This is a genomic window from Microbacterium neimengense (assembly GCF_054782995.1).
In genome coordinates this window covers 1,334,302-1,359,625 of the sequence record NZ_BAAGRK010000003.1, presented here as the reverse complement: position 1 = coordinate 1,359,625, position 25,324 = coordinate 1,334,302, and the positions used below count along the sequence as shown (strand labels likewise).

The window sequence follows — 25,324 nt, the reverse complement described above, 5'->3', positions numbered from 1 at the left end:
CATGCTCCCGCCCGCACGCCGCATCCCAGATACGAAACGGAAGAGAACCATGAGCACCACCACCCCGTTCCCCCAAGGCTTCCTCTGGGGCGGCGCCACCGCCGCCAACCAGGTCGAGGGCGCCTACGATCAGGGCGGCAAGGGCCTGTCGGTCCAGGACGTCATGCCCCGCGGCATCGTCGGCCCGCGCACGGCTGAGCCCACGGCCGACAACCTCAAGCTCGAGGCCATCGACTTCTATCACCGCTACGCGGAGGACATCGCGCTGTTCGCCAAGATGGGCTTCGGCGTCTATCGCTTCTCCATCGCGTGGAGCCGTATCTTCCCCAAGGGCGATGAAGCAGAGCCCAACGAGGAGGGCCTCGCGTTCTACGACCGCGTCCTGGACGAACTGGAGAAGCACGGCATCGAGCCGCTCGTGACGATCTCGCACTACGAGACGCCTCTCCACCTCGCCGAGACCTACGACGGTTGGACCGACCGCCGCCTCATCGGCTTCTACGAGAACTACGCCCGCACGCTGTTCGAGCGCTACGGCTCGCGCGTGAAGTACTGGCTGACCTTCAACGAGATCAACTCGCTGCTGCACGCGCCGTTCATGTCCGGCGGCATCAACACCCCGAAGGAGCAGCTGACCGACACGCAGCTGTACCAGGCCATGCACCACGAGCTGGTCGCATCCGCCCGCGCCACGCGCATCGCGCGCGAGGTCGCGCCGAACGCGCAGATCGGCTGCATGGTGCTCTCCATGCCGGTGTACCCGCTGACCCCGTCGCCGGCGGATGCGGTCGCGGTCATGGACTTCGACCACTCCAATCTCGTCTACGGCGACGTGCACACCCGCGGCGCCTACCCCGGCTACTTCCTGCGGACTCTCCGCGAGAAGGGCATCGAGCTGGAGATCACCGACCAGGACCGCGAAGACCTGACCAACACGGTCGACTTCGTCTCGTTCAGCTACTACATGTCCGTCGCTCAGACCGCCGACCCCGCCAAGAAGGTCACCGGCGAGGGCAACATCATGGGCGGTGTGCCCAACCCCACGCTCGAAGCGAGCGAGTGGGGCTGGCAGATCGACCCCGTGGGTCTGCGCCTCGTGCTCAACCAGTTCTGGGACCGCTGGCAGAAGCCGCTGTTCATCGTCGAGAACGGCCTGGGCGCCAAGGACGAGCTGGTCGAGGTCGACGGCGTCAAGACCGTCATCGACGACTACCGCATCGCCTACCTCAACGACCACCTCGTGCAGGTCGGCGAGGCCATCACCGACGGCGTGAACGTGCTCGGCTACACCTCCTGGGGCTGCATCGACATCGTCAGCGCCTCCACCGCCCAGCTGAGCAAGCGGTACGGCTTCATCTACGTCGACCGCAACGACGACGGCACTGGCACGCTCGATCGCTTCGAGAAGAAGTCGTTCGGCTGGTACGCCGAGGTCATCCGTACGAACGGCGCCAGCCTGACCCGCTGACGCCACTCGCCGCGCGTGTGCCCACGGGCGTCCCCTCGCGGACGTCTCGTGGGCACACGCGCACGCCGTCCTGCCGACCCACCCCGACGCGCCTCCCAGGCGGAAGCGGGGAGAATGGATCATCGTGACCCCTCCCCGCATCGCATTCCTCGACGTCGACGGCACGATCCTCGATCACGGCACCACGATCGCCCCGTCCACCGTGACCGCGATCCGTACCGCCCGTGAACGCGGCGCACTCGTGTACCTGAGCACCGGACGCTCGGCCGGCGACATCCACCCGGCTGTGCGGGAGATCGGCTTCGACGGCGCGATCACCAACGGCGGCGCATATGCGATCGCAGGCGGCGAGGAGATCGTCGCCGATCCGATGCCGGCGGATGCGGTCGACCGCCTCGAGCGGTTCTTCCGCTCCCACGACATCCACTACTTCCTCCAGACCGAGGAGGCCGTGTACGCATCCGCCGAGGTTCAGGCCGCCGTCGCCGCGATGCTCTCCTCGTTGCGCCCCCGGCCCGCCGGCGACGGGCCGCAGACGGCACCGCAGGGCGCACCGCGCTTCCGGGATCTGGCCACGATCGATCGCACCCGCGTCGCCAAGGCGGTCTTCCTCAGCGACTCGACGGATGCGGTCTCTCGCGCGCAGTCCGAACTGGGTGACCGCTTCCACGTCGTCCCCGGCAGCATCCCGCTTCCCGGGGGAACCAACGGCGAGATCGGCATGCAGGGCGTCACGAAGGGCTCGGCGATCACCGCGGTGCTCGACCACCTCGGCATCGACGCCGCCGACGCGATCGGCATCGGCGACAGCTGGAACGACGTCGAGATGTTCCAGGTGTGCGGCACGGGCATCGCGATGGGCAATGCCGCGCAGGAGCTGAAGGACCTTGCCGACGAAGTCACGACCGCGGTGCTCGACGACGGCATCCATAACGCCTTCGCTCGCCACGGCCTCATCTGACCCCGGGGCTCCCCCTTTCCCTGCCCGAGTTGCGTGGCGGCACGTGGGCGCGGCAACGGATGCGGCACGCCACCGCATCCTGACCCGGCCCCACCCACAGAACGGCGTGACGGATGCGGCACACGTTGCGAGGATGAGAGACATGCAACGCGGACGGGTGCACATCCTCGGAGCGAGCGGCAGCGGGACGACCACATTGGGCGCGGCGCTCGCCTCGACCTGGAGCGTGCCGCACGCGGACGCCGATGACTACTTCTGGGTTCCCACAGATCCGCCTTTCACCGAGAAGCGGGCGGATGCCGATCGGGTGTCGCTCATGCGGGCGATCTTCGCGCCGCGGCCGGCATGGGTGCTCTCCGGATCGATGATGGGCTGGGGCGACAGCATCGCCGCCGAATGCGACGCGGTCGTCTTCGTCACACTGGATCCGGCGGAACGGATGCGGCGGCTCGAGGCACGCGAGCGGCGCCGGCGAGAGGGCCGCCCCCTCGATGACCCGGCCTGGCACGCCTTCCGGGACTGGGCGCAGAGCTACGACGATCCGGCGTTTGAGGGGCGGAGCCGAGCGACCCACGAAGCGTGGCTCGCCGCGCTCGGCAAGCCCACACTCCGGTTGGACGGCCTCCACCCCACCGCGGACCTGCTCGACGCCGTGCTCCGTTGGGAACCGCATCCGCGGAGCCTCCCGGCGCGCGAGACTGCATCTCCGTCACGAGATCACGCGTAATACCCGTGATCTCGTGCTCGAAATGCAGTCTCGCGGGTGGAGGGGCGGTCCCGAGCCGCTAGCGCTACGGCGCCGCGGCGGCGGTAGGGCCGGATGCGGGCGGGGCGGGCGCGGTGACGATCGCTGCGCGCTCGTGCCACGTCTTCGCGGTCACCCTGTCGAGGGAGACCTGCCGGCGGAGGGCATCGGCCTTCTCGTAGATGGACGGGTCACCGAAGCTCGTCAGCACCTTCACGAGCACGGGCAGCAGCTCGATCATGAAGAACAGCGCCGCGATGAGCCAGTGCGCCCACGCCAGGGTCGGCTCGCGCTCGGAGAGCCGTTCGAGCGCGCTGATCTGACTGAGCAGCCCGACCGCCTGCGCGTTGCCGCCGGCGATGGATGCGGCGCGCTCGTTATAGGCGGCGAGAGCAGCGTCGTACTGCGCCTGCGCCGCCGGCAGCTGGTCCTCGGCCTGCTTCTTGTTCTGCTCGGCGGATGCGGCGGCCGCATCCGTTCCGGCGGCGTTGGCCGCGGTGAGGGCGGCCTGCGCCTGGCTGAGCTGGGTCGCGAGGGCGTCGTATGCGGACTGCGCCTGCGTCAGCTGCGCCTGGGCGGCGTCCGAGCTCGTGCCCGACCCCTGCACCCCGGTGCAGCCGGGGACGGTGCCCGCTCCCTCGCCGGTCAGCTCGCACTGGTACAGCGCGCGGGCCTGGTCGATCACCTTCTGCTGGTCGGCGAGTTGCTGGGTGAGCTGGTCCACGTTCGCCTGCGCCGCCACCGACTCGGCCGAGGTCGAGGAGGTTCCCGCGACGATACCGGTGGCCGCCTGGTTCTGCAGGGCGGCGAGCGAGGCGGATGCGGCATCCAGCGCCTGCTTCTCGGGTCCGTTGGTGACCGCATCCTGGTCGGACTGCGCCTGCACCACGTTGGTCGAGTTGACCTCTCGGGCGATGTCGTTGTGGAAGACCTGCAGCACAAGCGGCTCGGCGACGACGATGCCGATGAGTGCGGCCATGATGACGCGCGGGAACGCGAGACCGAGCAGGCGCCACACGTTGCGGGTCGAGCGCATCGTCGAGGTGAGGAAGCGGTCGAGGTTGAAGATGATGAGCGCCCAGATGATCGCGAGCGGCACGGCGGCCCAGACGGCGATCTGCACACCGGTGACGAGCGCGAACCCCATCGAGAGGGCGGAGACGAGCGCGGTGCCGACCAGCACGAAGAACATCTGCACGAAGCGCGGCGTCTCGCCGGGCACGTCGTCGAGCACCTCTCCGTCGGCGCCGCCGAGCACGGCGAGGGTGCGCGAGAGGGGCCGCCGGGGACGGCGGCGCGGACTCCGGCGCTCGCGCACCACGGGAGGCGCGGGGTCAGGAACGGACGCCTCGACCTCGGGCTCGTCGATCGGGTCGATCACCTCGGTCGGACCCGTCGAGACGTCGTCGGAGGGACGGACGTCGCTCAGATACAACGCTTCTTCTTCGGCCTGCGATTCGAGGTCGATGCGGCCGTCGGAGCCGAATCGGCCGGGTCGATGCGCGGAGAATGACACTGCGCAAGGGTAGGAGGCCGTCCCTGAGTGCCAGGTGCGAGCGGGCGCCCGCGCTCAGTCGAGGAAGATGTCGGGGAACATCGCCGAATCGGGCGTGCCGGGCACGGCGGCGTATCCCGAGAGGTCGGTGACGCCCGCCTCGGCAAGCACCTCCTCGACGATGAGCGTCTGCCCCGTGTACTCGCGCGCAGGTCGCGTGATCACCTCGTACGCCGCATCCGCGTAGATCTCGGGCGTGCGGCTGACGGCCATCATCCGCTCGCCGCCCAGGGAGAACTGCACGGCGGCGGTCGCGATCGTCGTCCGCGGCCACAGCGTGTTGGCGGCGATGCCCGCATCCGCGAACTCCGCAGCCATGCCGAGGGTCGCCATCGTCATCCCGTACTTCGCGAGCGTGTAGCCCGTGTGGGCGCCGAGCCACCTGGGCGACAGGTTCAGCGGCGGCGACAGCGACAGGATGTGCGGGTTCGGCGCATCCTTCAGCATCGGCACCGCGGCACGGGAGAGCAGAAACGTGCCGCGCACGTTGACGTCCTGCATGAGGTCGTACTTCTTCGTCGCGAGCTCGAGAGAGCCCGACAGGTCGATGACCGACGCGTTGTTGACGACGATGTCGATGCCGCCGAACTCCCCGTGCGCGGTCAGCACGGCCTGCGTGATGTCGTCCTCGTTGCGCACGTCGCCCACGAGGGGGAGCGCCTGCCCGCCCGCCTCCTCGATCGCCGCCGCCGCGGTGTGCACCGTGCCCTCGAGCTTCGGATGCGGGGTGTCGGTCTTGGCCAGCAGGGCGATGTTCGCGCCGTCGCGCGCGGCGCGCAGCGCGATCGCGAGGCCGATGCCGCGACTACCGCCGGACATGAGGATGGTCTTGCCTGCGAGCGGCTTCTGTTCGGTCATGGGGTCTCCTCGGTACGTCTGAAGCGTCGGCTTCACCCGCGGCGGACGGATGCGGCGGCGAACGCCTGGATGCGGGCTTTCGCCTCGGGGGTGTCGAAGGCGGCACCGATCGTGTGCGCCTCGTCGTGAAGGTTCTCGGCGAAGGAGCGGTCGGCGCCGGAGCGGACGAGCCGCTTGGCCTGGCCGAACGCGCCCGTCGCACCCTCGAGCCAGAAGCGTGCGATCTCGAGAGCGCGGGAGGCGGGGTCGGCGACCACTTCGGCGACCAGCCCCCATTCGAGCGCCTCGGCTGCTGACAGCGTGCGGTCCTGGAGCAGCAGCTGGAGCGCGCGACGCGGGCCGACGGCGGCGGCCAGCAGGGTCGAGACACCGAGGTCGGGCGTGAGACCGATGTTGGCGTAGCGGCTGACGAACTTCGCCACATCCGCCGCGACGATGTAGTCCGCCGTGAGCATCAGGCCGAGCCCTCCGCCGGCGACCGCCCCCTGGACCGCCGCGACGACGGGCACGTGGGACTCGGTGAATGCGCGGATGCCCTCGTGGATCACGTACGCGGCGGCCGTGACATCGCTGCCTGCGGCGCCGGAGGTCGCCATGGAGATCACGTCGCCGCCGGCGCAGAACGCGGGCCCCGCCGCATCCAGCAGCACGGCGACGACCGCGGGGTCGGAGGTGACCTGTCGTGCGGCATCCCGCCAGCGCTCGCCCATCGCGAAGTCCATCGCGTTGAGGCGATCGGGACGGTTCAGCGTCACGCGGGCGAGACCGTCGGCCACCTCCACCAGGATCGAATCGGCGCTCATCGCGGAGCCATCCGGATCGCGCCGTCGAGACGGATCGTCTCGCCGTTGAGGTAGCCGTTGCGCACGATCTCGGCCACGAGGCCGGCATACTCGTCCGGGCGCCCGAGGCGGGCCGGGTACGGCACCTGCTGGCCGAGCGAGTCCTGCGCCGGCTGCGGCAGACCCGCGAGCATCGGCGTCTCCATGATGCCCGGCGCGATCGTGACCACCCGGATCGCGTGGCGGGCGAGCTCGCGCGCGATCGGCAGGGTCATCGCGTGCACGCCGCCCTTGGACGCGGAGTACGCCGGCTGCCCGATCTGACCGTCGAACGCGGCGACCGACGCCGTGTTCACGATGACGCCCCGATCACCTCCCGCGGTCGGCTCGGTGCGGGCGATGGCAGCAGACGCCTGGGCGATGACGTTGTAGGTGCCGACGAGGTTCACGCGCACGAGCTTCTCGAAGTCGGCGAGCGGCGTCGGTTCACCCTCACGATCGAGCACCTTGGCAGGCGGGGCGATGCCCGCGCAGTTGACGACCACGCGAAGAGGCACGACGGCGGATGCGGCGGCGACCGCATCCGCGATCTGCTCGGGACTCGTGACGTCTGCCGCGGCGAACGTGCCGCCCAACTCGGCCGCCCGTTCCGCGCCCGCCGAGGACGGCAGATCGACGAGGACCACGTGCGCGCCGTCGGCGGCGAGTCTCTGCGCCGTGGCCCAGCCGAGTCCGCTCGCGCCGCCCGTGACCAGCGCGGATGCACCCGCGACATCCATACGTTCTCCTTCGTACGTCGGTATCGGGTTCCACCCTACGCGGCACCGGGTCCCACCGTCACGCCCTCCCTCTCCGACCGCTCCGCAGCCCGCCCACCCCGCTCGCCTGCTCCCCTGGCCCCACCCCACCCCGGCTCGCCTGTCACAGATCGACGCACCGCGCTCGATCTGTGACAGGCGAGCACGCGGACCTCTCGTTCCCCTGTCTCAGATCGACGCCTGCGGCTCGATCTGAGACAGGGGAACGTGCGCGGGGCGCCGCGGCGTCAGAGGGCGAAGACCAGGGTCCAGGTGCCGGCGAGCACCGCTGTGGTCACGGATGCGGCGGCGATCACCGCCGCGAGGGCGAGCAGCACCGCGTCGCGCCAGCCGAGCCGCGACGGCCGAGCCCAGGTGCGCGGTGCGTCCGACCCGAAGCCGCGGGCCTCCATCGCCGTCGCAAGCTTCGTGCCGCGGCGGATGGACAGCACGAAGAGGGCGAACGCCTGACCGAGGAATCGACGGATGCGGCCGCGGTCAGCTACCCCTCGTGCACGCCGGGCCAGGGCGAGCTCGCGCCAGTCGTCGACGAGCAGCCCCACCAGACGCAGGCCCGCGAGCGCGCCGAGCACGAACCGGGCGGGCAGGCGCAGCAACTGGGCGAGACCGTCGGCGAGGTCCGTCGGGTCGGTCGTGATGAACAGGACGACCGACGGCAGCGCGATCGCGAGCACCCTCAGAACGATGGCGGCTGCGAGCAAGAGGGATCCCTCGCTGACACGCACGAGCCCCCACTCGAAGAACACCGTGCCGGAGGGCCGGCCGTACAGCACCGTCGCCGCGCCGCCGATGAGCGCCGCGACGCCGATCGGCCACACGCGCAGCCAGACCTCGCGCGCCCGCAGCCGCGAGAAAGCGAGGAGCACGAGCGTGGCGGCGAGAGTGACGGCCGCAGAGACAGGGTCGATCGAAAGCAAGAGGGTGACGGAGACGACGAGGGTCGCGATGAGCTTGGCGACCGGGTTGATCCGGCCCAACGGGCTGGCCGAGGCGTCGATCGCGAACAGGCTCATGAGGCCCGACCCAGCCGCAGCTCGTCGTCGGCGAGCGCCCCGACGAGGGCGGGATCGTGCGAGACGAAGCCGATCGCGGTGCCGTCGGAGCGCAGTTCGTCGATCAGGTCCGCGAGCTCCCGCCAGGTGCGCGCGTCCTGCCCGTAGGTCGGTTCGTCGAGCAGGATGACGCGGGGCGCGGTCGCGAGGACCGCCGCGACGGTCAGGCGGCGTTTCTCCCCGCCGGAGAGCGTGAAAGGGTTCACCTCGGCGAGGCGTCCCAGGCGAAGACGCTCGAGCAGTGGATCGACCCGCGCGGCCACCTCCGACTCGGAGAGACCCAGCGCACGCGGACCCACAGCGAGCTCGTCGCGTACGCGCGCGGTGAGCAGCTGATGCTCCGGCTCCTGGAACACGGTGCCGATGCGCGTGAGCAACTGGGCCGCGCGCCACCGGGACGGATCGGGTCCGACGCCGGCGGCCAACGCATCCGCCGCTCGCACCTCGCCGCCGATCGACGGCAGCAGTCCCGCGAGGGTGAGCGCGAGCGTGGACTTGCCGGCGCCGTTGGCTCCCGTGATCGCGAGCGCCCGTCCCGCGCTCAGCTGTACGTCGATCCCGGATGCGGCCGCGAGCGCCTCGCGGCGTCCGATCCGCCGCCCGACCGCGAGGCCGGCGCCGACCACGAGCGGCGATGCCTCGGCTGTGCGCGGGCGCCCGGTGATCTCGACGGGAACTCCCGGCACCCACACCCCGGCCTGCGTCAGGGCATCCGCCGCCGTGGCGAAGACGTCGGCGGGAACGCCGTCCGCCAGCACCCCGCCCTCGGGCGCGAGCACGACGACGCGGTCCACGAGATCGACCCACAGGTCAACGCGGTGTTCGACGACGACGAGCGTCGCCCCCGTGCGGGCGGCGACGGCGGCGACCGCATCCCGCACCTGCCGAGCGCCGTCGGGATCGAGGTTGGCTGTCGGCTCGTCGAGCAGGAGGAGCTTCGGGCGCATGGCCAGCGCGCCGGCGAGCGCGAGCCGCTGCTTCTGCCCGCCCGACAGCGCGGATGTGGGGTGGTCCAGCGGCACCGACAGCCCCACCGCATCCAGCGCTTCACCGACCCGCGGCCAGATCTCGCCGGCCGCAACTCCGAGGTTCTCGCACCCGAACGCGACGTCGTCGCCGACGCGGGCGAGGATGACCTGCGCGTCGGGGTCCTGCAGCACCATGCCCGCGACGCCGCGGACGGATGCGGGGGGTTGGCCGTCGACGGTCAGCTCCCCCGCCGCCTCGCCGTCCTCGTCGCCGCCCAGCACACCGGCGAAGGCGCGCAGCAGCGTCGATTTACCCGCACCGCTCGCTCCCAGCAGCAGCACCCGCTCGCCGGGCTCGATCGTGAGGTCGATGTCGGCGACGGCCCAGCGCCTGCGACCCGCGTGCCGCCAGCCCCACCCGCGGCCGACGACCCGCGCGCCGGGAGTCACGCCGCGTCGGCGGCTTCGACGATGCGCGCCTGACGTCCGGACGCGAACCGGTCGAGCGCTCCCGTCGCGGCGAGCGCACGGGCGATCAGCCACGAGACGAGCCCCGCGATGAGGATGCCCGAGACGATCGCCGAGACGAAGTAGATCGCGCGGGGGCCCGCGTCGTAGGCGGCGATGGAGGAGAAGTTGGTGTCGAGCAGCGCCACAGCCAGTCCCGTGAGCGCACCCGAGACGAGCGCGACCCAGAGCCGGTAGTTGGCGTAGGCGAACAGCGCGAAGCCGAGTTCGGCACCCACACCCTGCACCACGCCCCAGATGAACGTCGTGAAGCCCCACTGCGTGCCGAGCGCCATGGAGACGACCGCGGCGACGACCTCGCCGTACAGCGCGGCGCCGGGCTTGCGGATGATGAGGGCGGTGAGCACCCCTGCGAACAGCCAGCCGCCGGCGAGGAGCCCCTCGAGTCCCGGCAGGAACGCGAGCGCGGTGCTCAGGGGCGTCCAGGCCTGACCCCAGACCCAGAAGATGACGCCGGCGGCGACGCCGATCACGCTGGCGACGACGATGTCGACGACCCGCCAGCGCCACCTGGACGTGAGAGAAGGACGAGCGGATGTGGACGTGGACGTGTGCATTGATGCTCCTTCCTGCGCCGGCATGATCCGGATCAGGTTCGACGGTCGAAGCGTGGATCCGCTTCCTCTCAGCCCGGCTCACCGGACTCCCGTGGTTGACGTGCCGAGTATAGACCCGCAGCTCGCGCTACCGTAGGCGAGTGACCGTGACTGGCCCGACCCCGCCCACTCGGCGTTCGCTGCGCCGCGGCGGACGCGCTGAGCCGCCGGTCGACGAGGCGCCGCTGCCGCCCGACGACCTCCAGATCGACGTGCCGCGCGTACCGGCGGATGCGGCATCCACTCCGGCGATGATCGCGGCCGCGAGCTTCGACGACACGTCCACGGATACCGCGATGGAGAACTCCTACTTTCCCGCGCAGGATGCGACCGCGTCGGTGCCGGTCGTGGTGCCGCCGGTGACCACGGCGCTGAGCTGGGTCGATGAGATCACCGTCACCCGCGTGTCCCAGGCGGTTCCGCAGCTCGAGGCCGCGGGCGCGGCGTCGTTCACCCCGGTCGCCGCGGACCTGCTCGCCCGCGCCCCGCGCCGCACCCCGTGGCGCCCCGGGGTCCTCGTTCCGATCGCGCTGATCGTCGCCGTGATCGCGGCGTACTGCGGCACCACTCTCCTCTGGCCGCTGCATGCGATCGCCCCCACCGTGCAGGCGTCGGCCGTCGAGCCCACACCCGCGGCAGCGGCAGTCGGCGCGTGGCCGGGCGAGGGCAGCGCCGCTGTCGTCGTCGACGGTGTGGGCTCCGCCATCGCGTCCAGCGCCGATGCCCGGTCGATCGCGAGTATCACCAAGGTCGTGACGGCGATGGTCGTCCTCGACCAGATGCCTCTGGCGACAGGCGAACAAGGCAGGGAGTTCGCCTTCAGCGCCGCCGACGAGCGCGAATACTGGTCGTACCGCCGCAACGGAGAATCGGCGCTGGATGTTCCCGTGGGGGGAACGCTCACCGAGTACCAGATGCTGCAGGGCATGCTCATGGGCTCCGCGAACAACTACGCCGACCGCCTGGCCGACACCATCTGGCCCAACAACGCCGTCTATGCACGGGCGGCCAACGACTGGCTCGCCGCGCACGGCCTGGCGGGGATTACGATCGCCGGCCCCGCCGGCATCGAGGCCGAGAACACGGCGACCCCCGAGGCTCTGCTCGAGGTCGCCAAGCGCGCGATGGCGGACCCCGTCATCGCCGAGATCGTGCGCACGTCCTCCGTCGAGCTTCCCGGCGCGGGCCTCGTCGAGAACACGAACAACCTGCTCGCGGACCCCGGCGTCGTCGGCCTCAAGACGGGCACCCTCGACTCGTACAACCTGCTCGCCGCGAAGGACGTCACGATCGGCGACACCACCGTGCGCATCTACGCCGCGACGCTCGGACAGCCCGACGTCGAGACGCGGGATGCGGTCACGCGCGCGCTGTTCGCCCAGGTCGAGCAGGAGCTGCAGCTCACGCCCTCGGTTGCGGCCGGCACGATGGTCGGACGGGTGGAGACGCGCTGGGGCACGACCGTTCCGATCGTGACCGCGTCCGACGCCGATGTGGTGCTGTGGAACGGCTCCGCCGCGTCGCTGGCGACCTCGTTCGACCTCGGCGACGTGCACGAGCAGGGCGAGGTCGTCGGGTCTCTCGTCGCGACCGGCCCGAAGAACGCATCGACGGTGGACGTCGTGCTCGACGGCGAGGTGGACGGACCGAGCCCCTGGTGGCGGCTGACGCACCCGCTCGAGCTGTTCGGCCTGGTCTGAGCGATCCGGCCGACGGCGCTCAGGCGCGGAAGTCGGGAGAGCCGAGCACGCGCTCCACGGTGATCTCCAGCACGACCCGGTCGGGGTTCGGACGGGGCTCGCGGTAGCGACGGGTGTAGAGGTCGACGGCGTGGGCGACCGCATCCGCATCCTCGACGACGCGAGCCGACCCCTCGAAGCTGAGCCAGCGACGACCGTCGACGGTGTTGACGCTGGCGCGGCCGGTGCGCTCGACGTTGAGGAACTTCTGCGTGCCGCGGGAGCCGATCACCCGCACGATGCCGTCCTCGTACGTGATGCCGACCGGCACCGAGTGGATGCGGCCCTGCCGGTCCAGCGTCGACAGCGTGGCGAGGTGGTATTCGGACAGGAACTCGCGCGCTGCGTCGGTGATCACCGCCTCAGCCTGCCAGAGCCGGATAGGCGTCGGCTCAGAACCGCCAGATGAGCGGCACGTACAGCACGGCCGCGGCGAGGAACAGCAGGGCGAGCGGAAGTCCGAGGCGCCAGTAGTCGCCGAACCGGTATCCGCCGGGGGTCAGCACCATCAAGTTGGCCGGCGTCGCGAGGGGTGTCAGGAAGGACGCCGCGCCCGCGACGGTCAGCGCCATGAGGAAGGTGACGGGGCTGACCCCGAGGTTCACCGCGATCGCCGTGGCGACCGGCGCAACGATCAGCACCGTCGCGACGTTCGAGATGAACTGGCCGAGAACGACGGTGACGACGCAGACCGCGAGCAGCGCGAGGTGCGGATCGGCCGAGCCCACGACGCGGAGGACGCCGTCGGCCACGACCTCCGCGGCCCCGGTCTGCAGAAAGGCGGCCGAGAGCGGGATCATGCCGGCGATGAGCACCAGCGTCGTCCACGAGATATCCTGATACAGGGCGGGCAGCGTGACGACGCGGGTGAGGACGAGGGCACCGGCCGCCGCGAGGCCCGACACCGCCGGCGGCGCGATTCCCGTCGCCAGCAGCACGACCATGATGCCGGTGATCACGAGGGTGCGCCGGGCTCCCCGCCGCATCCCCGTCGGCACGGTCCGCACGGCGCCCGTGCGTACGGTCTCGGGAACCAGCGACAGCGTCTCCGACTCACGCGGCCCGGGCGCGGGATCCGCGAGGGCGTCGGGTCGCGAGGGCAGCAGACGGTCCCCGAACAGGATGATGACGGCGACGGCCGCACCCAGCAGGGGCAGCCCGACGAGCGCGAACTCCGCGAAGCCGAACCCTCGGCCGGTCTCGGCCTCGGCGAGCTCTGAGACGACGACGTTCACCGGCGTCCCGGTGAGCGTGAGCAGCGAGGCCGCCGATGCCAGGAAGGCCAGCGGGATCATCACCTTCGACGCGGGAATACGGGCGCGCCGGGCGATCACCGTGGCGACGGGCACCAGGGCTGCCACTGCGCCGTTGATGCTGAGGAAGGCGGTCAGCACCGCCACGAGCGCACCGAGTGCGGCGATGACCGGGCCGCGACGATGGCCGGCGCGTGCGACGATCAGTCCCCCGAGCCAGCGCGTGATGCCGCTTCTCTCGAGCGCGCTGGCCACGACGAACAGACTCGCGATGAACAGCACCGTGGGGTCGCCGAACCCGGCGAGCGCTTCGGGAAGCGTGAGCACACCGGTCGCCCAGAGGGCGAGAGCGACGCCTGTCGCCACGACTTCCAGAGGCACCCGGCCCGAGAGGAACGCGAGCACCGCAAGCCCCAGGATGAGGAAGGTCGCGGCGATCGGGTCCATGCCTCCACGCTAGCGGCGGGCTGTTCCCCGCATCCGGTCCCCGCTCGTGCGATCAGACGAAGCGCACGGTGGCGTCGAGGCGCGTGCGCACGTCGAACACCTCGTTGCCGCCGATGTCGCGAGCCAGGTTCTCAGGCGCCGGGAGGCAGGTCGGCGAGCAGTGCAGCGAGAGCCAGCGCGAGCGCACCCTCGTAGGCAGTCTCACGTTCGAGCGAGGTCATCGCCTGCTGTGTGAGCAGGTGGTCGCTGACGGTGACCACGGCCAGTGCGGCGAAGCGTTCGGCCGCCGCCACCGCGTACAGCGCCGCCGCCTCCATCTCGACCGCGAGGGTTCCGTGCGCGGCGAGAGCCGCGGTGAGCTCGGGGCGGTCGAGATAGAAGTGGTCGGAGCTGAAGACCGCGCCGGCGTGCACCGCGGTGCCCGCCCGCCCTGCCGCGGCGAGCGCGGCCTGCATGAGACCCACGTCGGCGATATGACTGAACGCGACCCCAGGCACACGCGACTGCGTCATGGCGCTGTCGGTGTGTGCTCCGGCGGCGATGACGACGTCGGACACCGCGACCTCGGGGCGCATGGCACCGGCGGTGCCGACACGCACGATGCGCTGCACTCCGTAGAACCGTGCGAGCTCGGTCGCGTAGATCGTCATGGAGGGCCCGCCCATGCCGGAGGCGATGACGGTCATCCGTGCACCGTCGTGCGTTCCCGTGAATCCCAGGATTCCGCGCACATCGGTGACCAGCACCGGATCGGTCAGGTGTCGCTCAGCGATGCGGGCGGCTCGGCGCGGGTCTCCCGGCATGATGACGAGAGGGGCGATGCTTCCCTCAGGTGCGTTGATGTGAGGCGTGGTCATGCGAGCTCCTCCCGAGCCAGCCAACTGATGAGACGGTCGAACAGCCGGGCGTACCCGGCCCACGCGAGGAACTCCGGCGGGCACCAGTGCGGCGCGAGATCGGAGGTGAAGGCGGCTGCGCGCCCCCGCCCGGCCTCCGTGACGACGAGCAGCGGGTCATCGCCGATGGAGGCGAGCAGGCGGGCCCCCTCCCGCATGGCGACCTCGTTGTATCCGAGCAACCCGGGCCACACGCTCTCCAATCCGGCGGTGACGGGGTGGTCCCCGGAGACGACGGGCGCGATCGATTGCGGGACCTCGACGCGATCATCGCGACTCAGTACGCGGACCGGAAGAATGTCGGCGATCGCGCTGCGCCCCCACCGTGCCTTCGCATCGATGCCGGAGAAGCTGAGGTAACCGCCGATCGCAGCCAGGCCGCCGCCGTCCCGCACGAAGTCCCGCAGGGCCGCGAGCCGGTCCGCTGCGACACGGGACTCGCGAAATGTCGAGGGCGGCAGGAGGAAGGTGTTCGCGCCGACATCCGAGAGCACGACCACATCCCATCGCTCGTGGATGCTCGATGCGTTCTCGGGGAACTCATCGGCGATGAGATGCGAGGGTATGCGCGTGACCTCGTGCCCCGCCCCGGTCAGCGCCGCGACGAACTCGCCCCCGCCCTCCTCGTAGCGTGAGGCGGTGAAGGTGTCGAACCCCTTCTGATGGATTTCGTGGACGAACCACGATTCTCCCGCCAACAGGACTCTGGCCATGCCGTACTCCGATCCGGGAAGATCCCCCTTCCTAAGATGCAAATCGATTTGCATGTCATCGAGGGGTCCATCTGATTACCTGTGTGTAAAACCGACCGGCCGATGGGGCACGACGACGCCACCGCAGGAAGGATGACACCGCCCCCTGCACGCCGCCCTCCGGAGAACCTGTGATCCCTCTCGTGATCGATACCGACACCGCCGCCGACGACTGCTTCGCCCTGCTGGTCGGCCTGCTTCATCCGAATGCCGACCTGAGGGCGGTGACGATCGTGGCCGGGAACGTGGGCTTCGACCAGCAGGTGCACAACGCGCTGCTTACCCTCGATCTCGCCGGGAGAGGCGGGCAGGTGCCGGTCCACCTCGGTGCGACGGTGCCGCTCCTGCGCCCGTGGGTGAGCGCATCTGAGGTGCACGGCGACGGCGTCGGCGGCATCCGTCGCCCCGCCGACGGGGCCGAACCGGACGACGAGCACGCGGTCGACACGCTGATCCGCCTCGCGAAGGAGCACGCGGGCGAACTGCGGATCGTCGCGATCGGGCCGCTGACGAACATCGCCCTCGCCGTGCGCAAGGACCCGGGCTTCGCCGGTCGGGTCGACCGGCTCACCATCATGGGCGGATCCATCAACGGCCGCGGCAACATCACGCCGGCCGCGGAGTACAACATCTACGTCGACCCCGAGGCGGCCGCCATCGTCCTCGGGGCCGGCTTCGGCCGCATCCAGATGCTCACCTGGGACCCTGTAACCCTGCGCGACGCCGTCTTCGATCAGGCGCAGATCGATCGCATCGCCGCTCTCGGTACCGCGCTCTCATCCTTCTTCGTGCGCGCGAATCAGGCGACCTTCGACTTCGACGTCGCGGTCGGGATCGAGGGCTCCACCCATCCCGATTCGCTGTCGGTCGCCCTCGCGCTCGACGAAGACCTCATCATCTCGCAGCGCGCCTACCGGGTCGACGTCGAGACGACGAGTGACCTCACCCGCGGCGCCACGGTGTTCTACGCCAACTCGGATGAACCCAACGTGGACGCACCCACCGCCATCGACGGAGCCCGCTTCGCCGACATGCTCGTCTCCCTGCTCGCTTCCACGCCACCCGCTTCACCGGAGGTCGTGGCCGCCCTGAGCATGCGGTAGCCCGCCGGGGCGGCAGCCCGCTACGACAAGGTCCACGATGCGTTCCGCCGCGCGATCGGCGTCAAGGCGCTCCATCAGCACCGTCGCACCTGTCGGGTCGGGCACGAACCTCGACGCCCCGTCCTGGTCGCCGCCGACCTCGATCTCGACACGACCGGGCACGCTCCAGCCGAACGCATCCTCGTCGAGGGCCGCGAGGACCAGGAGCGGATCGTGGGGCACACCCCAGGTCTCGCCCCAGTAGTCCCACCACTGACGCATGTCACGCTCAAGGGCGGCCCCGAGCGGCCCCGCCGCGCCGATACGGGCACGGTGCGCAGGGGTCAGTCGCACCTGTCGCGTCGCCTCCAGCGGCGCGAGACGGATGGGGATCCCGCTGTCGAAAACGATGCGAGCGGCCGCGGAGTCGCTGCGCAGATTGTGCTCGAACGGTTCGGCGGCGAAACTTCCGCCCATGATCCAGAGGCGGCGCACCGACGCGACAAAGACGGGATCCGCCAGAATCGACGCAGCGATGTCGGTGAGCGGCCCGATCGCGATGACATCGAGCGCACCGCGCGCCTCTCGCGCACACGCGACGATCGCCTCGACGGCCGCGCCCGATTCGTATGCCTCGCCGTCGAGGCCGTCATGGAGGCTGCCCTCGGTGCCCGCCCACCACACCTCGCGACCCGACAGCGGGACCGGCTCGCCTGCACGCACACGGACGTCGCGCCCCGCGAGCCTCGCGTACCGCTGTGTCAGCCGCGCGCGCAGGGCGGTGTCGCCGTAGACCGTGGTGACGAGTTCGGGCGGGCGCCCCGCGCCCCACAGCATCGCCAGGGAAAGGACGTCGTCGACGTCCGTCCCGATATCGGTGTCCAGTACGAACCGCGGAGGGATGTCCATGCTCCTATGCGACACCATGCAAATCGATTTGTGCAATACTTCGGCGATGGAGGTTCGGATGGACCGCTCGGACACGGTCTCGAACGAGAGCGAGGACCGCGCGCGGGCGTGTCTGTGGGGACTCGCGGCCGGAGACGCTCTCGGTGCTCCCACCGAGGGCATGTCGCGCGCGGCGATTCGCGCACGGTTCGGATCGGTGAGCGGCTTTCTCACGGAGGATCAGGCCGGCACGGACGATACCGAGTACGCCGTCTTGTCCGCGTGGACCGCGATCACCCACGGACGTGCGAGCACGGCGGCGGACACGGCGGCGACGTGGCGCACGGCCCTCGCACAGCAGGACCGCGGCTTCGCCGGAGCGGGGTTCTCCGAGATGATCGCCCTCGGCGGTCTCCTCGACCGAAGGACGCCGCCGGATACGGGTATCCGCAATGCCGAACGCGACAGCGACGGCGCGGCGATGCGCGTCGCGCCGTGGGGGATCCTGTGCGCCGGCGACGCCGCCGAGGCCTGCCGGTTGGCCGCCGAGGATGCCGCGATCAGTCACTACGGCGACGGCATCCACGCGGCCCGGGCCATGGCCGCCGCCGTGTCCGCCGCGATGACGGGTGCGCCCTGGGCGGCTGTGCGCGACGCAGCCGTCGATGCTCTGCCCGCTGACAGCTGGACCCGCCGCTGGGCGGTGAGGGCGCTGGACATCGCGCGCGCGGAAGACGACCCGGATGCCGTCGATGCACATCTGCTCGACGAACTCGCACTCCCCCACTATCCCTGGGCCGATCTCGCCCCGGAGGCGCTCGCGCTCGCGCTCGGCATCCTGCAGTCACGACGTGCCGACCCGGTGCCCTGCATCCTCGCGGGAGTGAACATCGGACGAGACTCCGACACCATCGCGGCGATGGCCGGCGCCATTGCGGGAGCCATGACGGGCACCGCAGCGCTTCCCGCGGCATGGACTGAGCGCGTCGACCGCGTACGCGGCCGGTGCATCACGGCGACGGCAGGAACACGCCTGTCGACGCTCGCGTCGCGACTGGTCGGTGCGGCATGAACGCCCGGGCACGATCCGTTCTCCTCGCTCTCGCCGTCGGGGACGCCCTGGGGCTCCCTGCCGACTACCACCGCTCCGTTCGCACGCCGTGGGTGCGTGGCGCACTGTGGGAGCGCACCTCCGAGCTCGACGCCCAGCAGGTCAGCCACCCGCTGTTGCCGTTCACGCCGACGCTCGCCGATCGAAACGGCGTCGTGGCCACCGACGATGCGGAGACCGCCTCGGTGGCAGCTCGAGCCATCCTGGACGCGGATGCCGCCGACGACGGCGCGACGCCGTCGTCGGTCATGTTCGCGACGTGGCATTCGGTGCACGCGGATCCGCAAGCGTGGATGGGGATCGCCGCACGCAACGCCGTCCGCGTCGCAGCGCGAGGCGACAAGCCGCCGCGAACGGGAAGCGACAATCCCGCACGGATGGACGACACCGCCCTGGCCGCCGCGGTCCCGTTCGGCATCCGCTTCGCGGGGAATGCGGCGCTGGCTGCGACGCACGCCGGCGCATACGCATCGATCACGAACGCCGACGAAGGCATCAGCGCCGCCCGCGCGCTGGCTGCCGCGATCGCCACCGTGCTCGGCGGATCACCGCTCAGGGAGGGAATCGACGCCGCGCGCACCGAGCTCGCCGACGATGCGTGGACCCGCGACAACCTCGATGCCGCCCGCGCGATCGTCGCCGAGGCACGGCGCCCCTTCGCCGCGTTGCCTGCGTTGCAGCGCACCGTCGCCCCGCGCACCTACTCGTTCGGCGGCGTCGCCGCCGAAACCCTCCCGCTGGCCCTTGCCCTCGCGGAGCTGGCGGACGGCGATCCGGAGGCGGGCATCCCCCTCGCGCTGACCTTCGCCCGCACCGCCGACAGCGTGCCGGCCCTCGTCGGCGCGCTCTGCGCTGCAACAGGGGAGCTCTCGTGGCCGGAGTGGAGCGCGGTCGATGAGCTGCGCGGCATCCTGCTGCCGGCCACCGCGGGGTGGCGACTGAGCACACTGGCCGATGCCCTTGGCGGCGACGGAGATCGAGACGACGAGAGGTGGCGCGCATGACGACGTTCTGGGTGGATGCGGACGACCCGCTGGTGCGACGACCGAAGGTGTCCCTGCACGATCATCTCGACGGCTCTCTGCGCCCCGCGACGATCCTCGAACTGGCCGAGGAGGCGCGGGTCGCGACTCCACGACGCACGCCCGCGGCCCTGCAGCGTTGGCTCTCCCACTTCGCCGAAGAGGAACCCGGCGCAGATTGGGAACTGCTCTTCGGGCTCAGCACCTCGGTGATGCAGACCAGGGAGCAGCTGCGACGGGTCGCGGCGGAGTACGTCGAGACGCTCACCGCGGACGGCGTCGTCTACGCCGAGACACGATGGGCACCCGAGAAGCATCTCGCGGGCGGGCTCACGATGGACGAGGCCGTGTCCGCCGTCGCCGACGGGATCGCGGAGGGAACCGTGAACGCCGCACGCGGGGGTCACGAGATCGTCGTGCGTCAGGTGCTCTCGGTGATGCGCACGGCTCACGCCGGCGCAGCCGTGCTCGCCGCAGCTCGGCGGGGAATCGACGCCGGTGTCGTCGGGATCGACCTGGCAGGACACGAAGAGGGCCACCCCGCTCGCGACCACGCTCGCATCTTCGAGGATGCCGCGCGAGCGGGCCTCTCCCGCACCGTCCACGCCGGCGAGGCGGATGGGGCGGAGAGCATCAGGGATGCCGTCGCCCTGTGTCATGCCCAGCGCATCGGTCACGGAGCACGGCTCGCCGAGGACATCGCACTGGCCGGCGTCCGGCTCGACGTGCGAGCAGCGGGAGACAGCTGGCACCGCATCGGACGCAGCGCAGCCGACCTGGAGCCGGGAGAGATCGCCCAGCAGATCATCGACGACGCGATCGTGCTCGAGTTGTGTCCCACCTCCAACGTGGGGCATGTCGTGGACGCTCTCCCCCAGCATCCGATCGACCTGCTCGCCGCCGTGGGAGTGCGCGTGAGCGTGAACGTCGACAACCGAATGATCAGCGCGACGAGCGTGACGCGCGAGATGCGGCGGGTCAGCGAGGCGTTCGGCTGGTCGATGCCACAGCTTCGCGACGCGAGTCTCGCCGCCGCCGACGCGAGCTTCGCCCCGCCCGAGTTGCGCGAGCGGATCCGTGCCCGTGTGGCTCAGGGATGGGACGACGCGGTCTCGCGCTGAGCGGCTCGTAGCGCCAGCAGTTCGTCGCGTGCGGAGGTGTCGCGCCCGGGTCGTTCATGGGCCAGCTGCGAACCCTCTTCCCAGAAGTCGTCGACGGAGCGACCCGCGAGCTGGCCACGACGCGTGTGGACGTCCAGGGCGTAGTCGGGGATCTCGAACGGACGCTGCACGCGTTCCCGCAGCAGGGGGATGAGGTTCGCCCACTCGTCGGAGGTGCGGTCCTTCAGCGACTCCGCGAGAAAACGCACGGCGTGCACCGCGAAGAGCCATCGGTCACCCGCCGCCCGGTCGAGACGCTCATGCATCTGGAAGAGGGCATTGACCACGACGGGTTCGCGGTAGCTGGAGTCGCCGGCGTCTTCGGCCGAGATGACGCACAGTCGCGACCACATGACAGCTTCCAGCTCCGGGCTCGTCTCGTACATCTCGCGTGCGATGTGCAGGGCCAGACGAAGGTCTCCACGGCGGATGGACTTCTGCAACGCGGAGATGAGTTCATCGGCCGCGTACCCGCGCACACTCGTGACGCGCGTCCAGGGGTCTTCGACATGGGGAACGGGCATGGTGAGGTCCTTCCTATGGATTCCGCTCTCAGCGAGCCGCGATGCGGGCCGCGAGGGTGTCGAAGTCCGCCTGGCGCTGGGCCATCGCGGCATCGAGGTCGATCGTGGTCAGCTCCCCGTCGCGCTTCAGGAAACGACCTGCGGTCATGACGTGGCTGGTATCGAAACCCGATGCGCCGTAAACCAGCGCCGAGTGCACCGACTGTGCGCCCGTCGGCCCGCGGTGCAGCGCCGCAACGGGAAGGGCAATCAGGTCCGCGACCGCTCCCGGCACCAGACGACCGTCGTCCGGCCCTCCCCCCAGCGCACGGTGTCCGTTCACGGTCGCCAGAGTCAGGATCTCCCGAGCGGTGATGGTGTCGGGCGTCTGCGCGACGAAGGCGGCGAGCTTGCCGAGCGTGCGCATCTCCTCGAACATGTCGGAGTTGTTGTTTCCGCAGACGTTGTCGGTGCCGATGGCGACGTTGACGCCGGCGTCCATCGCCTCGCGCACCGGCGGCGCTGCTGCTCCCGAGATCATCGCGACCGAGGCGGCGACGGCGATGGTCGCCCCCGTGCTTGCGATCACGCCGAGCTCGTCGACGCGGATCCTGTTCGCGTGCGCAAGAATCACCGGTACCTCCAGGACTCCCATACGAGAAAGCTGCGTCAGTGCGCCGCGCCCGAAGCGCTCCGTGCACACGTCGTCCTCCTCGGTGGAGGTGGCGTAGTGGGCGTGCAGGCCGGCGCCGTGCCGGCGCGCGATGGCTAGCTCGCTCTCGATCGTCTCGACACGGTTGTCGACGAAGAACGCGTGAGGCCCCACCCACCCCTTCACGACCGGGTGCTCCTGGTTCCGAGCAACGAAGTCGGCTGCCGCGGCGAGCGATGCCTGCGCCCGGGCGTCGTCGCCGAGGTCGACGATTCCGTAGGCCACGCGCGCACGCAGGCCCGAAGCCTCGATCTCGGGGAGATACGCCTCGGCGAACAGATACTGGTCCGCGAACGCCGTCGTCCCGCTGCCGATCAACTCCGCGCACCCGACACGGGTGGCGGCGGGCAGCAGGTCGGGAGTCAGATGCTCTTCGCGCGACCGTATGGCTCCGAGCCAGCCCTCCCACGTCAGCAGGGAGTGCCCTTCGCTGACTCCGCGGAGAAGGTACATCGGCGTGTGCGCGTGCGCGTTGACGAGTCCGGGGAGCAGAACGCTGCGCCCCAGATCGACGACGTCCTCTCCGCGCGGTCTCGGCCCGACACACGCTGAGACCTCCGTGATGCGCCCGTCCGCCACGACGACGATTCCGGGCTCGAGCACGGTGCCCGCCTCGTCTCCCACGACCACGTGGTCGGCGACCAGGATCTGCCGAGCCATCGATGTCACCTCTCCTCCGGGATGAGCTGAGCCTCGGCCGCATCCGCAGGATCGTGTCCAGCCATGAGCGCACCGATCTCGAAATTCGTCAGGGCGCCACGAGGGAAGGGACCGGCGAGCCTGCCGTTGTAGAGCACGACGATCTCATCGGAGAGGGACATGATCTCCTCGAGCTCGGCGGATACGAGCAGGATGCCTGCTCCCCGGGCACGTGCCTCGAGGAGTGCGCGGTGGACGAACTCGATGCTGCCGACGTCGAGACCTCGCGTGGGCTGATTCGCGATGACGACCTTCGGCTCGCCACCGAGTTCGCGTCCGATGACGACCTTCTGCATGTTGCCGCCGGAGAGGTTGCCCACCGAACGGTGCGGGGCGCCACCGCGGACGACGTAGTCGGCGATGATCCGAGAGGCGAACTCCCCCATCGCCCGCATGCGCAGAACGCCGAAACGCGAGAAACGTCTCGAGCGATAGGAGTCCGCGATCGCGTTCTCCTCCAACGTCGCGGTGCGGTTGAGCCCCATCGACATCCGGTCCTCGGCGATATGCGCCAGACCGGCGGCACGGGTCGCGCGGGGGCCTCGATTCGTCGTGTCGACGCCGCCGATGCGCACCCGCCCGCTCGGGGCCTTGCGCATCCCCGTGATCACATCCACGAGACTTCCCTGGCCGTTGCCGCTGACGCCCGCCACCCCGACGATGCGGCCGGACCGGACGGTGAGCGAGAGGCTCTCCAGGCCGGCGTCGCCGGCGCTGATCTGCGCGGCGGTGACGCCGTGCACCTCCAGAACCGGTTCGCCCGCCTCCACCTCGTCGATGTCGGCTTCGAGCAGGACGTCGCGGCCGACCATCATCCTCGCGATGACGGCCGGGGATGCCTCGGCGGCGGGAAGTTCCCCCACGATCTGTCCACGCCGCATGACGACCACGCGGTCGGCGACGGCAAGGACCTCGGGAAGCTTATGGCTGATGAAGACGACCGATGTGCCGAGCGAGGCGAGATGGCGCACCGCGGCGATGAGCTCCTGAGCCTCGGCGGGGGTGAGCACCGCGGTCGGTTCGTCCAGGATGAGCAGGCGCGTGTCGCCGGCGAGCGCCTTGAGGATCTCGACGCGCTGCTGCAACCCGATGGGAAGCGCGGCGACGAGCTCCGCGGGATCGATCGGGAATCCCAGACGCTGGGAGAGTTCACGCACCTCCCGCTCGGCTGCGGCGTCGTCGACGAGCCCGCGGGTGACGGGCTCTCGTCCGAGGGTGACGTTCTGGGCGACCGTGAACGAGTCGACGAGCGCGAAGTGCTGCTGCACCATGCCGATGCCGTGGTCCAGGGCATCCTGCACGCTCCTGATGGACACTTCCTCACCGTCGATGAGGATGCGGCCCGCGTCCGCGGGGAATGCGCCGAACAGCAGGTTCATCAGCGTCGTCTTCCCCGTGCCGTTCTCGCCGACGAGGGCGACGACCTCGCCGCGTCCGACGTCCAGCGACACATCGGCGACGGCGAGCACGCCGGTCGAGGCGAAGTACTTGCGCAGGCCTTCCAAGCGCAGGAACGCAATCATGTGTCGAGCCCTTCGGTAGGGACGGGCGCCGCCCCCGGGGCGACGCCCGTCACCGGGTCACTTCTTGAACGGAGCGCAGGCGGCCGCGTCGGGGTCGTTCAGCGCGTCGCAGACGGCGAACGAGCCGTCGAGGATCTTCCCCTTGTACTCCTCCACCGAGGCCTTCGCCGCGTCGATCTGAGTCTTCAGCTCCGGGTGCGCGTCGGCGAACACGGTGGATCCCTCGTCCCACGACAGGCCAGTGGCCCCATCAGCGAGGCCGACGAGCTTCGCACCGGAGGTGAAATCGCCGGCCTTGGCCTCGGAGATCATCTTGAGGACGTTGGCGTCCACGTGCTTCATCATCGAGGTGATGACGGTGCCGGGTGCCACGGAATCCTGGTCGCTGTCGACGCCGATGGCGAAGAAGCCCTGCTCTTTCGCCGCCTCGATGACCCCGGTTCCGGTGCCGCCGGCGACCTGGTAAATGACGTCAACGCCGTCGGAGTGCATGTCGAGCGCGGTCGACTTGCCCAGCGCGGGATCGTTGAAGACGAAGTTCAGGTAGCTCAGCTGCACCGAGCAATCGGCGCATGCGGTCTTCACACCCTGCTCGTAGGCCCATGCGAACTGGTTGAGGGCGGGAGATTCGCCACCCACCACTGCGCCGACCTTCTTGGTCGTGGTCATCGTCCCCGCGACGAGTCCTGCGAGGAAGCTGCCCTCGTGTGTGTTGATCGTGTAGAGCTCGAGGTTGTCGGGCAGATCCGCGCCGTCCGCCGACTGGTCCGGCATGCCGATCTTCTGGTCGGGGTACTGCTCGGCGATGGAGATGACGGTATCCAGCGGCAGCGTGATCGACATCACGAGGTCCGGCGAGGTCTGAATCGCGGAACGCAGAAGCGTCTCGCCCTGCGACGGGTCGGGGGCCTCGATGTGCTTGGTGCTCACGCCGAGGGTGTCCGCGGCTTCGGCGAGGCCGCTCAGCGCCGAGTCGGTGTAGGACAGGTCGCCGGCCACACCGCCCACCAGCACGGCGCTGTAGTCGCTCCCGGAGGAGGTTGCGGGCGCCGATCCACCCGAGCTGCAGGCGGTCAGGGCGAGCGTTGCTGCCGCGGTCAGGGCGGCGGCAACAGCGAGAGTGCGGTGTCGCGAGGTCGTGTGCATGGTCGGGCTCCTGGTCTGGGTTGGGGTTCGGACGGGACGGGTTCGGGTGTGAGGTCGGGT

At 70.3% G+C, this 25,324-nt stretch carries 24 protein-coding genes and 1 riboswitch; of the genes, 8 read left to right on the top strand and 16 right to left on the bottom strand.

Annotation, left to right across the window (positions count from 1 at the left end):
• Positions 1 to 49: 49 nt before the first annotated feature.
• From ACYVJS_RS09400 to ACYVJS_RS09390, 3 genes are all read left to right on the top strand, one after another.
• Positions 50 to 1,468: a glycoside hydrolase family 1 protein gene (locus ACYVJS_RS09400; protein WP_460739682.1), complete on the top strand. Its 1,419-nt coding sequence runs from the start codon at positions 50 to 52 to the stop codon at positions 1,466 to 1,468.
• Positions 1,469 to 1,586: 118 nt separating this feature from the next.
• Positions 1,587 to 2,429 carry a Cof-type HAD-IIB family hydrolase gene (locus ACYVJS_RS09395; RefSeq protein WP_460739881.1) on the top strand — a complete coding sequence of 281 codons (843 nt, stop codon included), beginning with the start codon at positions 1,587 to 1,589 and terminating at the stop codon, positions 2,427 to 2,429.
• A gap of 142 nt (positions 2,430 to 2,571) precedes the next feature.
• Positions 2,572 to 3,156, top strand: coding sequence for a P-loop NTPase family protein (locus ACYVJS_RS09390; protein ID WP_460739681.1), 585 nt, complete (start codon positions 2,572 to 2,574; stop codon positions 3,154 to 3,156).
• A 64-nt stretch (positions 3,157 to 3,220) separates the two neighbouring features.
• On the opposite strand, the gene ACYVJS_RS09385 is transcribed toward ACYVJS_RS09390, so the two are convergent.
• From ACYVJS_RS09385 to ACYVJS_RS09355, 7 genes are all read right to left on the bottom strand, one after another.
• Positions 3,221 to 4,690 carry a DUF4407 domain-containing protein gene (locus ACYVJS_RS09385; RefSeq protein WP_460739680.1) on the bottom strand — a complete coding sequence of 490 codons (1,470 nt, stop codon included), beginning with the start codon at positions 4,688 to 4,690 and terminating at the stop codon, positions 3,221 to 3,223.
• 54 nt (positions 4,691 to 4,744) lie between these two features.
• Positions 4,745 to 5,587: an SDR family oxidoreductase gene (locus tag ACYVJS_RS09380; RefSeq protein ID WP_460739679.1), complete on the bottom strand. Its 843-nt coding sequence runs from the start codon at positions 5,585 to 5,587 to the stop codon at positions 4,745 to 4,747.
• Positions 5,588 to 5,619: 32 nt separating this feature from the next.
• Entirely contained in the window at positions 5,620 to 6,390 is a 771-nt protein-coding gene (locus tag ACYVJS_RS09375; RefSeq protein WP_460739678.1) for an enoyl-CoA hydratase/isomerase family protein, read from the bottom strand.
• The gene (locus tag ACYVJS_RS09370; RefSeq protein WP_460739677.1) at positions 6,387 to 7,148 is read right to left on the bottom strand and encodes an SDR family NAD(P)-dependent oxidoreductase; all 762 of its coding nucleotides are present in this window, start codon (positions 7,146 to 7,148) and stop codon (positions 6,387 to 6,389) included. The genes ACYVJS_RS09375 and ACYVJS_RS09370 overlap by 4 nt, the downstream gene beginning before the upstream one ends.
• Before the next feature lie 266 nt (positions 7,149 to 7,414).
• Positions 7,415 to 8,200, bottom strand: coding sequence for an energy-coupling factor transporter transmembrane component T family protein (locus tag ACYVJS_RS09365; protein WP_460739676.1), 786 nt, complete (start codon positions 8,198 to 8,200; stop codon positions 7,415 to 7,417).
• Positions 8,197 to 9,657, bottom strand: coding sequence for an ABC transporter ATP-binding protein (locus tag ACYVJS_RS09360; RefSeq protein ID WP_460739675.1), 1,461 nt, complete (start codon positions 9,655 to 9,657; stop codon positions 8,197 to 8,199). Before ACYVJS_RS09360 ends, ACYVJS_RS09365 begins: the two co-directional genes overlap by 4 nt.
• Positions 9,654 to 10,292: an ECF transporter S component gene (locus tag ACYVJS_RS09355; protein WP_460739674.1), complete on the bottom strand. Its 639-nt coding sequence runs from the start codon at positions 10,290 to 10,292 to the stop codon at positions 9,654 to 9,656. The genes ACYVJS_RS09360 and ACYVJS_RS09355 overlap by 4 nt, the downstream gene beginning before the upstream one ends.
• A riboswitch (TPP riboswitch) is annotated at positions 10,285 to 10,395 on the bottom strand. (Overlaps the previous gene by 8 nt.)
• Before the next feature lie 37 nt (positions 10,396 to 10,432).
• Here ACYVJS_RS09355 and ACYVJS_RS09350 point away from each other — a divergent pair.
• Positions 10,433 to 12,031 (top strand): D-alanyl-D-alanine carboxypeptidase family protein, encoded by a 1,599-nt coding sequence (locus tag ACYVJS_RS09350; protein ID WP_460739673.1) that lies wholly within the window; start codon positions 10,433 to 10,435, stop codon positions 12,029 to 12,031.
• Between the two features lie 19 nt (positions 12,032 to 12,050).
• Here ACYVJS_RS09350 and ACYVJS_RS09345 read toward each other — a convergent pair whose 3' ends face one another.
• From ACYVJS_RS09345 to ACYVJS_RS09330, 4 genes are all read right to left on the bottom strand, one after another.
• Entirely contained in the window at positions 12,051 to 12,428 is a 378-nt protein-coding gene (locus ACYVJS_RS09345) for a PPOX class F420-dependent oxidoreductase (RefSeq protein ID WP_460739672.1), read from the bottom strand.
• Between the two features lie 34 nt (positions 12,429 to 12,462).
• Complete coding sequence (locus ACYVJS_RS09340) at positions 12,463 to 13,770, bottom strand: SLC13 family permease (protein WP_460739671.1); 1,308 nt, start codon at positions 13,768 to 13,770, stop codon at positions 12,463 to 12,465.
• A gap of 131 nt (positions 13,771 to 13,901) precedes the next feature.
• The gene (gene deoD, locus ACYVJS_RS09335; protein WP_460739670.1) at positions 13,902 to 14,627 is read right to left on the bottom strand and encodes a purine-nucleoside phosphorylase; all 726 of its coding nucleotides are present in this window, start codon (positions 14,625 to 14,627) and stop codon (positions 13,902 to 13,904) included.
• Positions 14,624 to 15,379, bottom strand: coding sequence for a glutamine amidotransferase (locus ACYVJS_RS09330; RefSeq protein WP_460739669.1), 756 nt, complete (start codon positions 15,377 to 15,379; stop codon positions 14,624 to 14,626). Before ACYVJS_RS09330 ends, deoD begins: the two co-directional genes overlap by 4 nt.
• Positions 15,380 to 15,549: 170 nt before the next feature.
• Between ACYVJS_RS09330 and ACYVJS_RS09325 the strand changes: the two genes are divergently transcribed.
• The gene (locus ACYVJS_RS09325; RefSeq protein WP_460739668.1) at positions 15,550 to 16,521 is read left to right on the top strand and encodes a nucleoside hydrolase; all 972 of its coding nucleotides are present in this window, start codon (positions 15,550 to 15,552) and stop codon (positions 16,519 to 16,521) included.
• Here the strand turns inward: ACYVJS_RS09325 and ACYVJS_RS09320 are convergent.
• Positions 16,486 to 17,409, bottom strand: coding sequence for a nucleoside hydrolase (locus ACYVJS_RS09320; protein ID WP_460739667.1), 924 nt, complete (start codon positions 17,407 to 17,409; stop codon positions 16,486 to 16,488). The two genes, ACYVJS_RS09325 and ACYVJS_RS09320, sit on opposite strands and share 36 nt — an antisense overlap.
• Positions 17,410 to 17,467: 58 nt before the next feature.
• On the opposite strand from ACYVJS_RS09320, the gene ACYVJS_RS09315 reads away from it, so the two are divergent.
• Genes ACYVJS_RS09315 through ACYVJS_RS09305 form a run of 3 tightly spaced genes read left to right on the top strand, consistent with a single transcriptional unit; the run spans position 17,468 to position 20,642 of the window.
• Entirely contained in the window at positions 17,468 to 18,460 is a 993-nt protein-coding gene (locus ACYVJS_RS09315) for an ADP-ribosylglycohydrolase family protein (RefSeq protein ID WP_460739666.1), read from the top strand.
• Positions 18,457 to 19,503 carry an ADP-ribosylglycohydrolase family protein gene (locus ACYVJS_RS09310; protein WP_460739665.1) on the top strand — a complete coding sequence of 349 codons (1,047 nt, stop codon included), beginning with the start codon at positions 18,457 to 18,459 and terminating at the stop codon, positions 19,501 to 19,503. The genes ACYVJS_RS09315 and ACYVJS_RS09310 overlap by 4 nt, the downstream gene beginning before the upstream one ends.
• Positions 19,500 to 20,642: an adenosine deaminase family protein gene (locus ACYVJS_RS09305; protein WP_460739664.1), complete on the top strand. Its 1,143-nt coding sequence runs from the start codon at positions 19,500 to 19,502 to the stop codon at positions 20,640 to 20,642. Before ACYVJS_RS09310 ends, ACYVJS_RS09305 begins: the two co-directional genes overlap by 4 nt.
• Here the strand turns inward: ACYVJS_RS09305 and ACYVJS_RS09300 are convergent.
• Genes ACYVJS_RS09300 through ACYVJS_RS09285 form a run of 4 tightly spaced genes read right to left on the bottom strand, consistent with a single transcriptional unit; the run spans position 20,612 to position 25,264 of the window.
• Entirely contained in the window at positions 20,612 to 21,205 is a 594-nt protein-coding gene (locus tag ACYVJS_RS09300) for a hypothetical protein (RefSeq protein WP_460739663.1), read from the bottom strand. The genes ACYVJS_RS09305 and ACYVJS_RS09300 overlap by 31 nt on opposite strands.
• A gap of 28 nt (positions 21,206 to 21,233) precedes the next feature.
• Complete coding sequence (locus ACYVJS_RS09295) at positions 21,234 to 22,556, bottom strand: amidohydrolase family protein (RefSeq protein ID WP_460739662.1); 1,323 nt, start codon at positions 22,554 to 22,556, stop codon at positions 21,234 to 21,236.
• 5 nt (positions 22,557 to 22,561) lie between these two features.
• Entirely contained in the window at positions 22,562 to 24,118 is a 1,557-nt protein-coding gene (locus tag ACYVJS_RS09290; protein WP_460739661.1) for an ABC transporter ATP-binding protein, read from the bottom strand.
• A gap of 57 nt (positions 24,119 to 24,175) precedes the next feature.
• Complete coding sequence (locus ACYVJS_RS09285; protein WP_460739660.1) at positions 24,176 to 25,264, bottom strand: BMP family ABC transporter substrate-binding protein; 1,089 nt, start codon at positions 25,262 to 25,264, stop codon at positions 24,176 to 24,178.
• Positions 25,265 to 25,324 lie beyond the last annotated feature (60 nt).

Coding starts and splice junctions, on each gene's coding strand:
- ACYVJS_RS09400 (WP_460739682.1), top strand. CDS start 50: ATGAGCACCACCACCCCGTTCCCCCAAGGCTTCCTCTGGGGCGGCGCC.
- ACYVJS_RS09390 (WP_460739681.1), top strand. CDS start 2,572: ATGCAACGCGGACGGGTGCACATCCTCGGAGCGAGCGGCAGCGGGACG.
- ACYVJS_RS09380 (WP_460739679.1), bottom strand. CDS start 5,587: ATGACCGAACAGAAGCCGCTCGCAGGCAAGACCATCCTCATGTCCGGC.
- ACYVJS_RS09375 (WP_460739678.1), bottom strand. CDS start 6,390: ATGAGCGCCGATTCGATCCTGGTGGAGGTGGCCGACGGTCTCGCCCGC.
- ACYVJS_RS09370 (WP_460739677.1), bottom strand. CDS start 7,148: ATGGATGTCGCGGGTGCATCCGCGCTGGTCACGGGCGGCGCGAGCGGA.
- ACYVJS_RS09365 (WP_460739676.1), bottom strand. CDS start 8,200: ATGAGCCTGTTCGCGATCGACGCCTCGGCCAGCCCGTTGGGCCGGATC.
- ACYVJS_RS09355 (WP_460739674.1), bottom strand. CDS start 10,292: ATGCACACGTCCACGTCCACATCCGCTCGTCCTTCTCTCACGTCCAGG.
- ACYVJS_RS09340 (WP_460739671.1), bottom strand. CDS start 13,770: ATGGACCCGATCGCCGCGACCTTCCTCATCCTGGGGCTTGCGGTGCTC.
- deoD (WP_460739670.1), bottom strand. CDS start 14,627: ATGACCACGCCTCACATCAACGCACCTGAGGGAAGCATCGCCCCTCTC.
- ACYVJS_RS09330 (WP_460739669.1), bottom strand. CDS start 15,379: ATGGCCAGAGTCCTGTTGGCGGGAGAATCGTGGTTCGTCCACGAAATC.
- ACYVJS_RS09320 (WP_460739667.1), bottom strand. CDS start 17,409: ATGGACATCCCTCCGCGGTTCGTACTGGACACCGATATCGGGACGGAC.
- ACYVJS_RS09315 (WP_460739666.1), top strand. CDS start 17,468: ATGGACCGCTCGGACACGGTCTCGAACGAGAGCGAGGACCGCGCGCGG.
- ACYVJS_RS09310 (WP_460739665.1), top strand. CDS start 18,457: ATGAACGCCCGGGCACGATCCGTTCTCCTCGCTCTCGCCGTCGGGGAC.
- ACYVJS_RS09305 (WP_460739664.1), top strand. CDS start 19,500: ATGACGACGTTCTGGGTGGATGCGGACGACCCGCTGGTGCGACGACCG.
- ACYVJS_RS09300 (WP_460739663.1), bottom strand. CDS start 21,205: ATGCCCGTTCCCCATGTCGAAGACCCCTGGACGCGCGTCACGAGTGTG.
- ACYVJS_RS09295 (WP_460739662.1), bottom strand. CDS start 22,556: ATGGCTCGGCAGATCCTGGTCGCCGACCACGTGGTCGTGGGAGACGAG.
- ACYVJS_RS09290 (WP_460739661.1), bottom strand. CDS start 24,118: ATGATTGCGTTCCTGCGCTTGGAAGGCCTGCGCAAGTACTTCGCCTCG.
- ACYVJS_RS09285 (WP_460739660.1), bottom strand. CDS start 25,264: ATGCACACGACCTCGCGACACCGCACTCTCGCTGTTGCCGCCGCCCTG.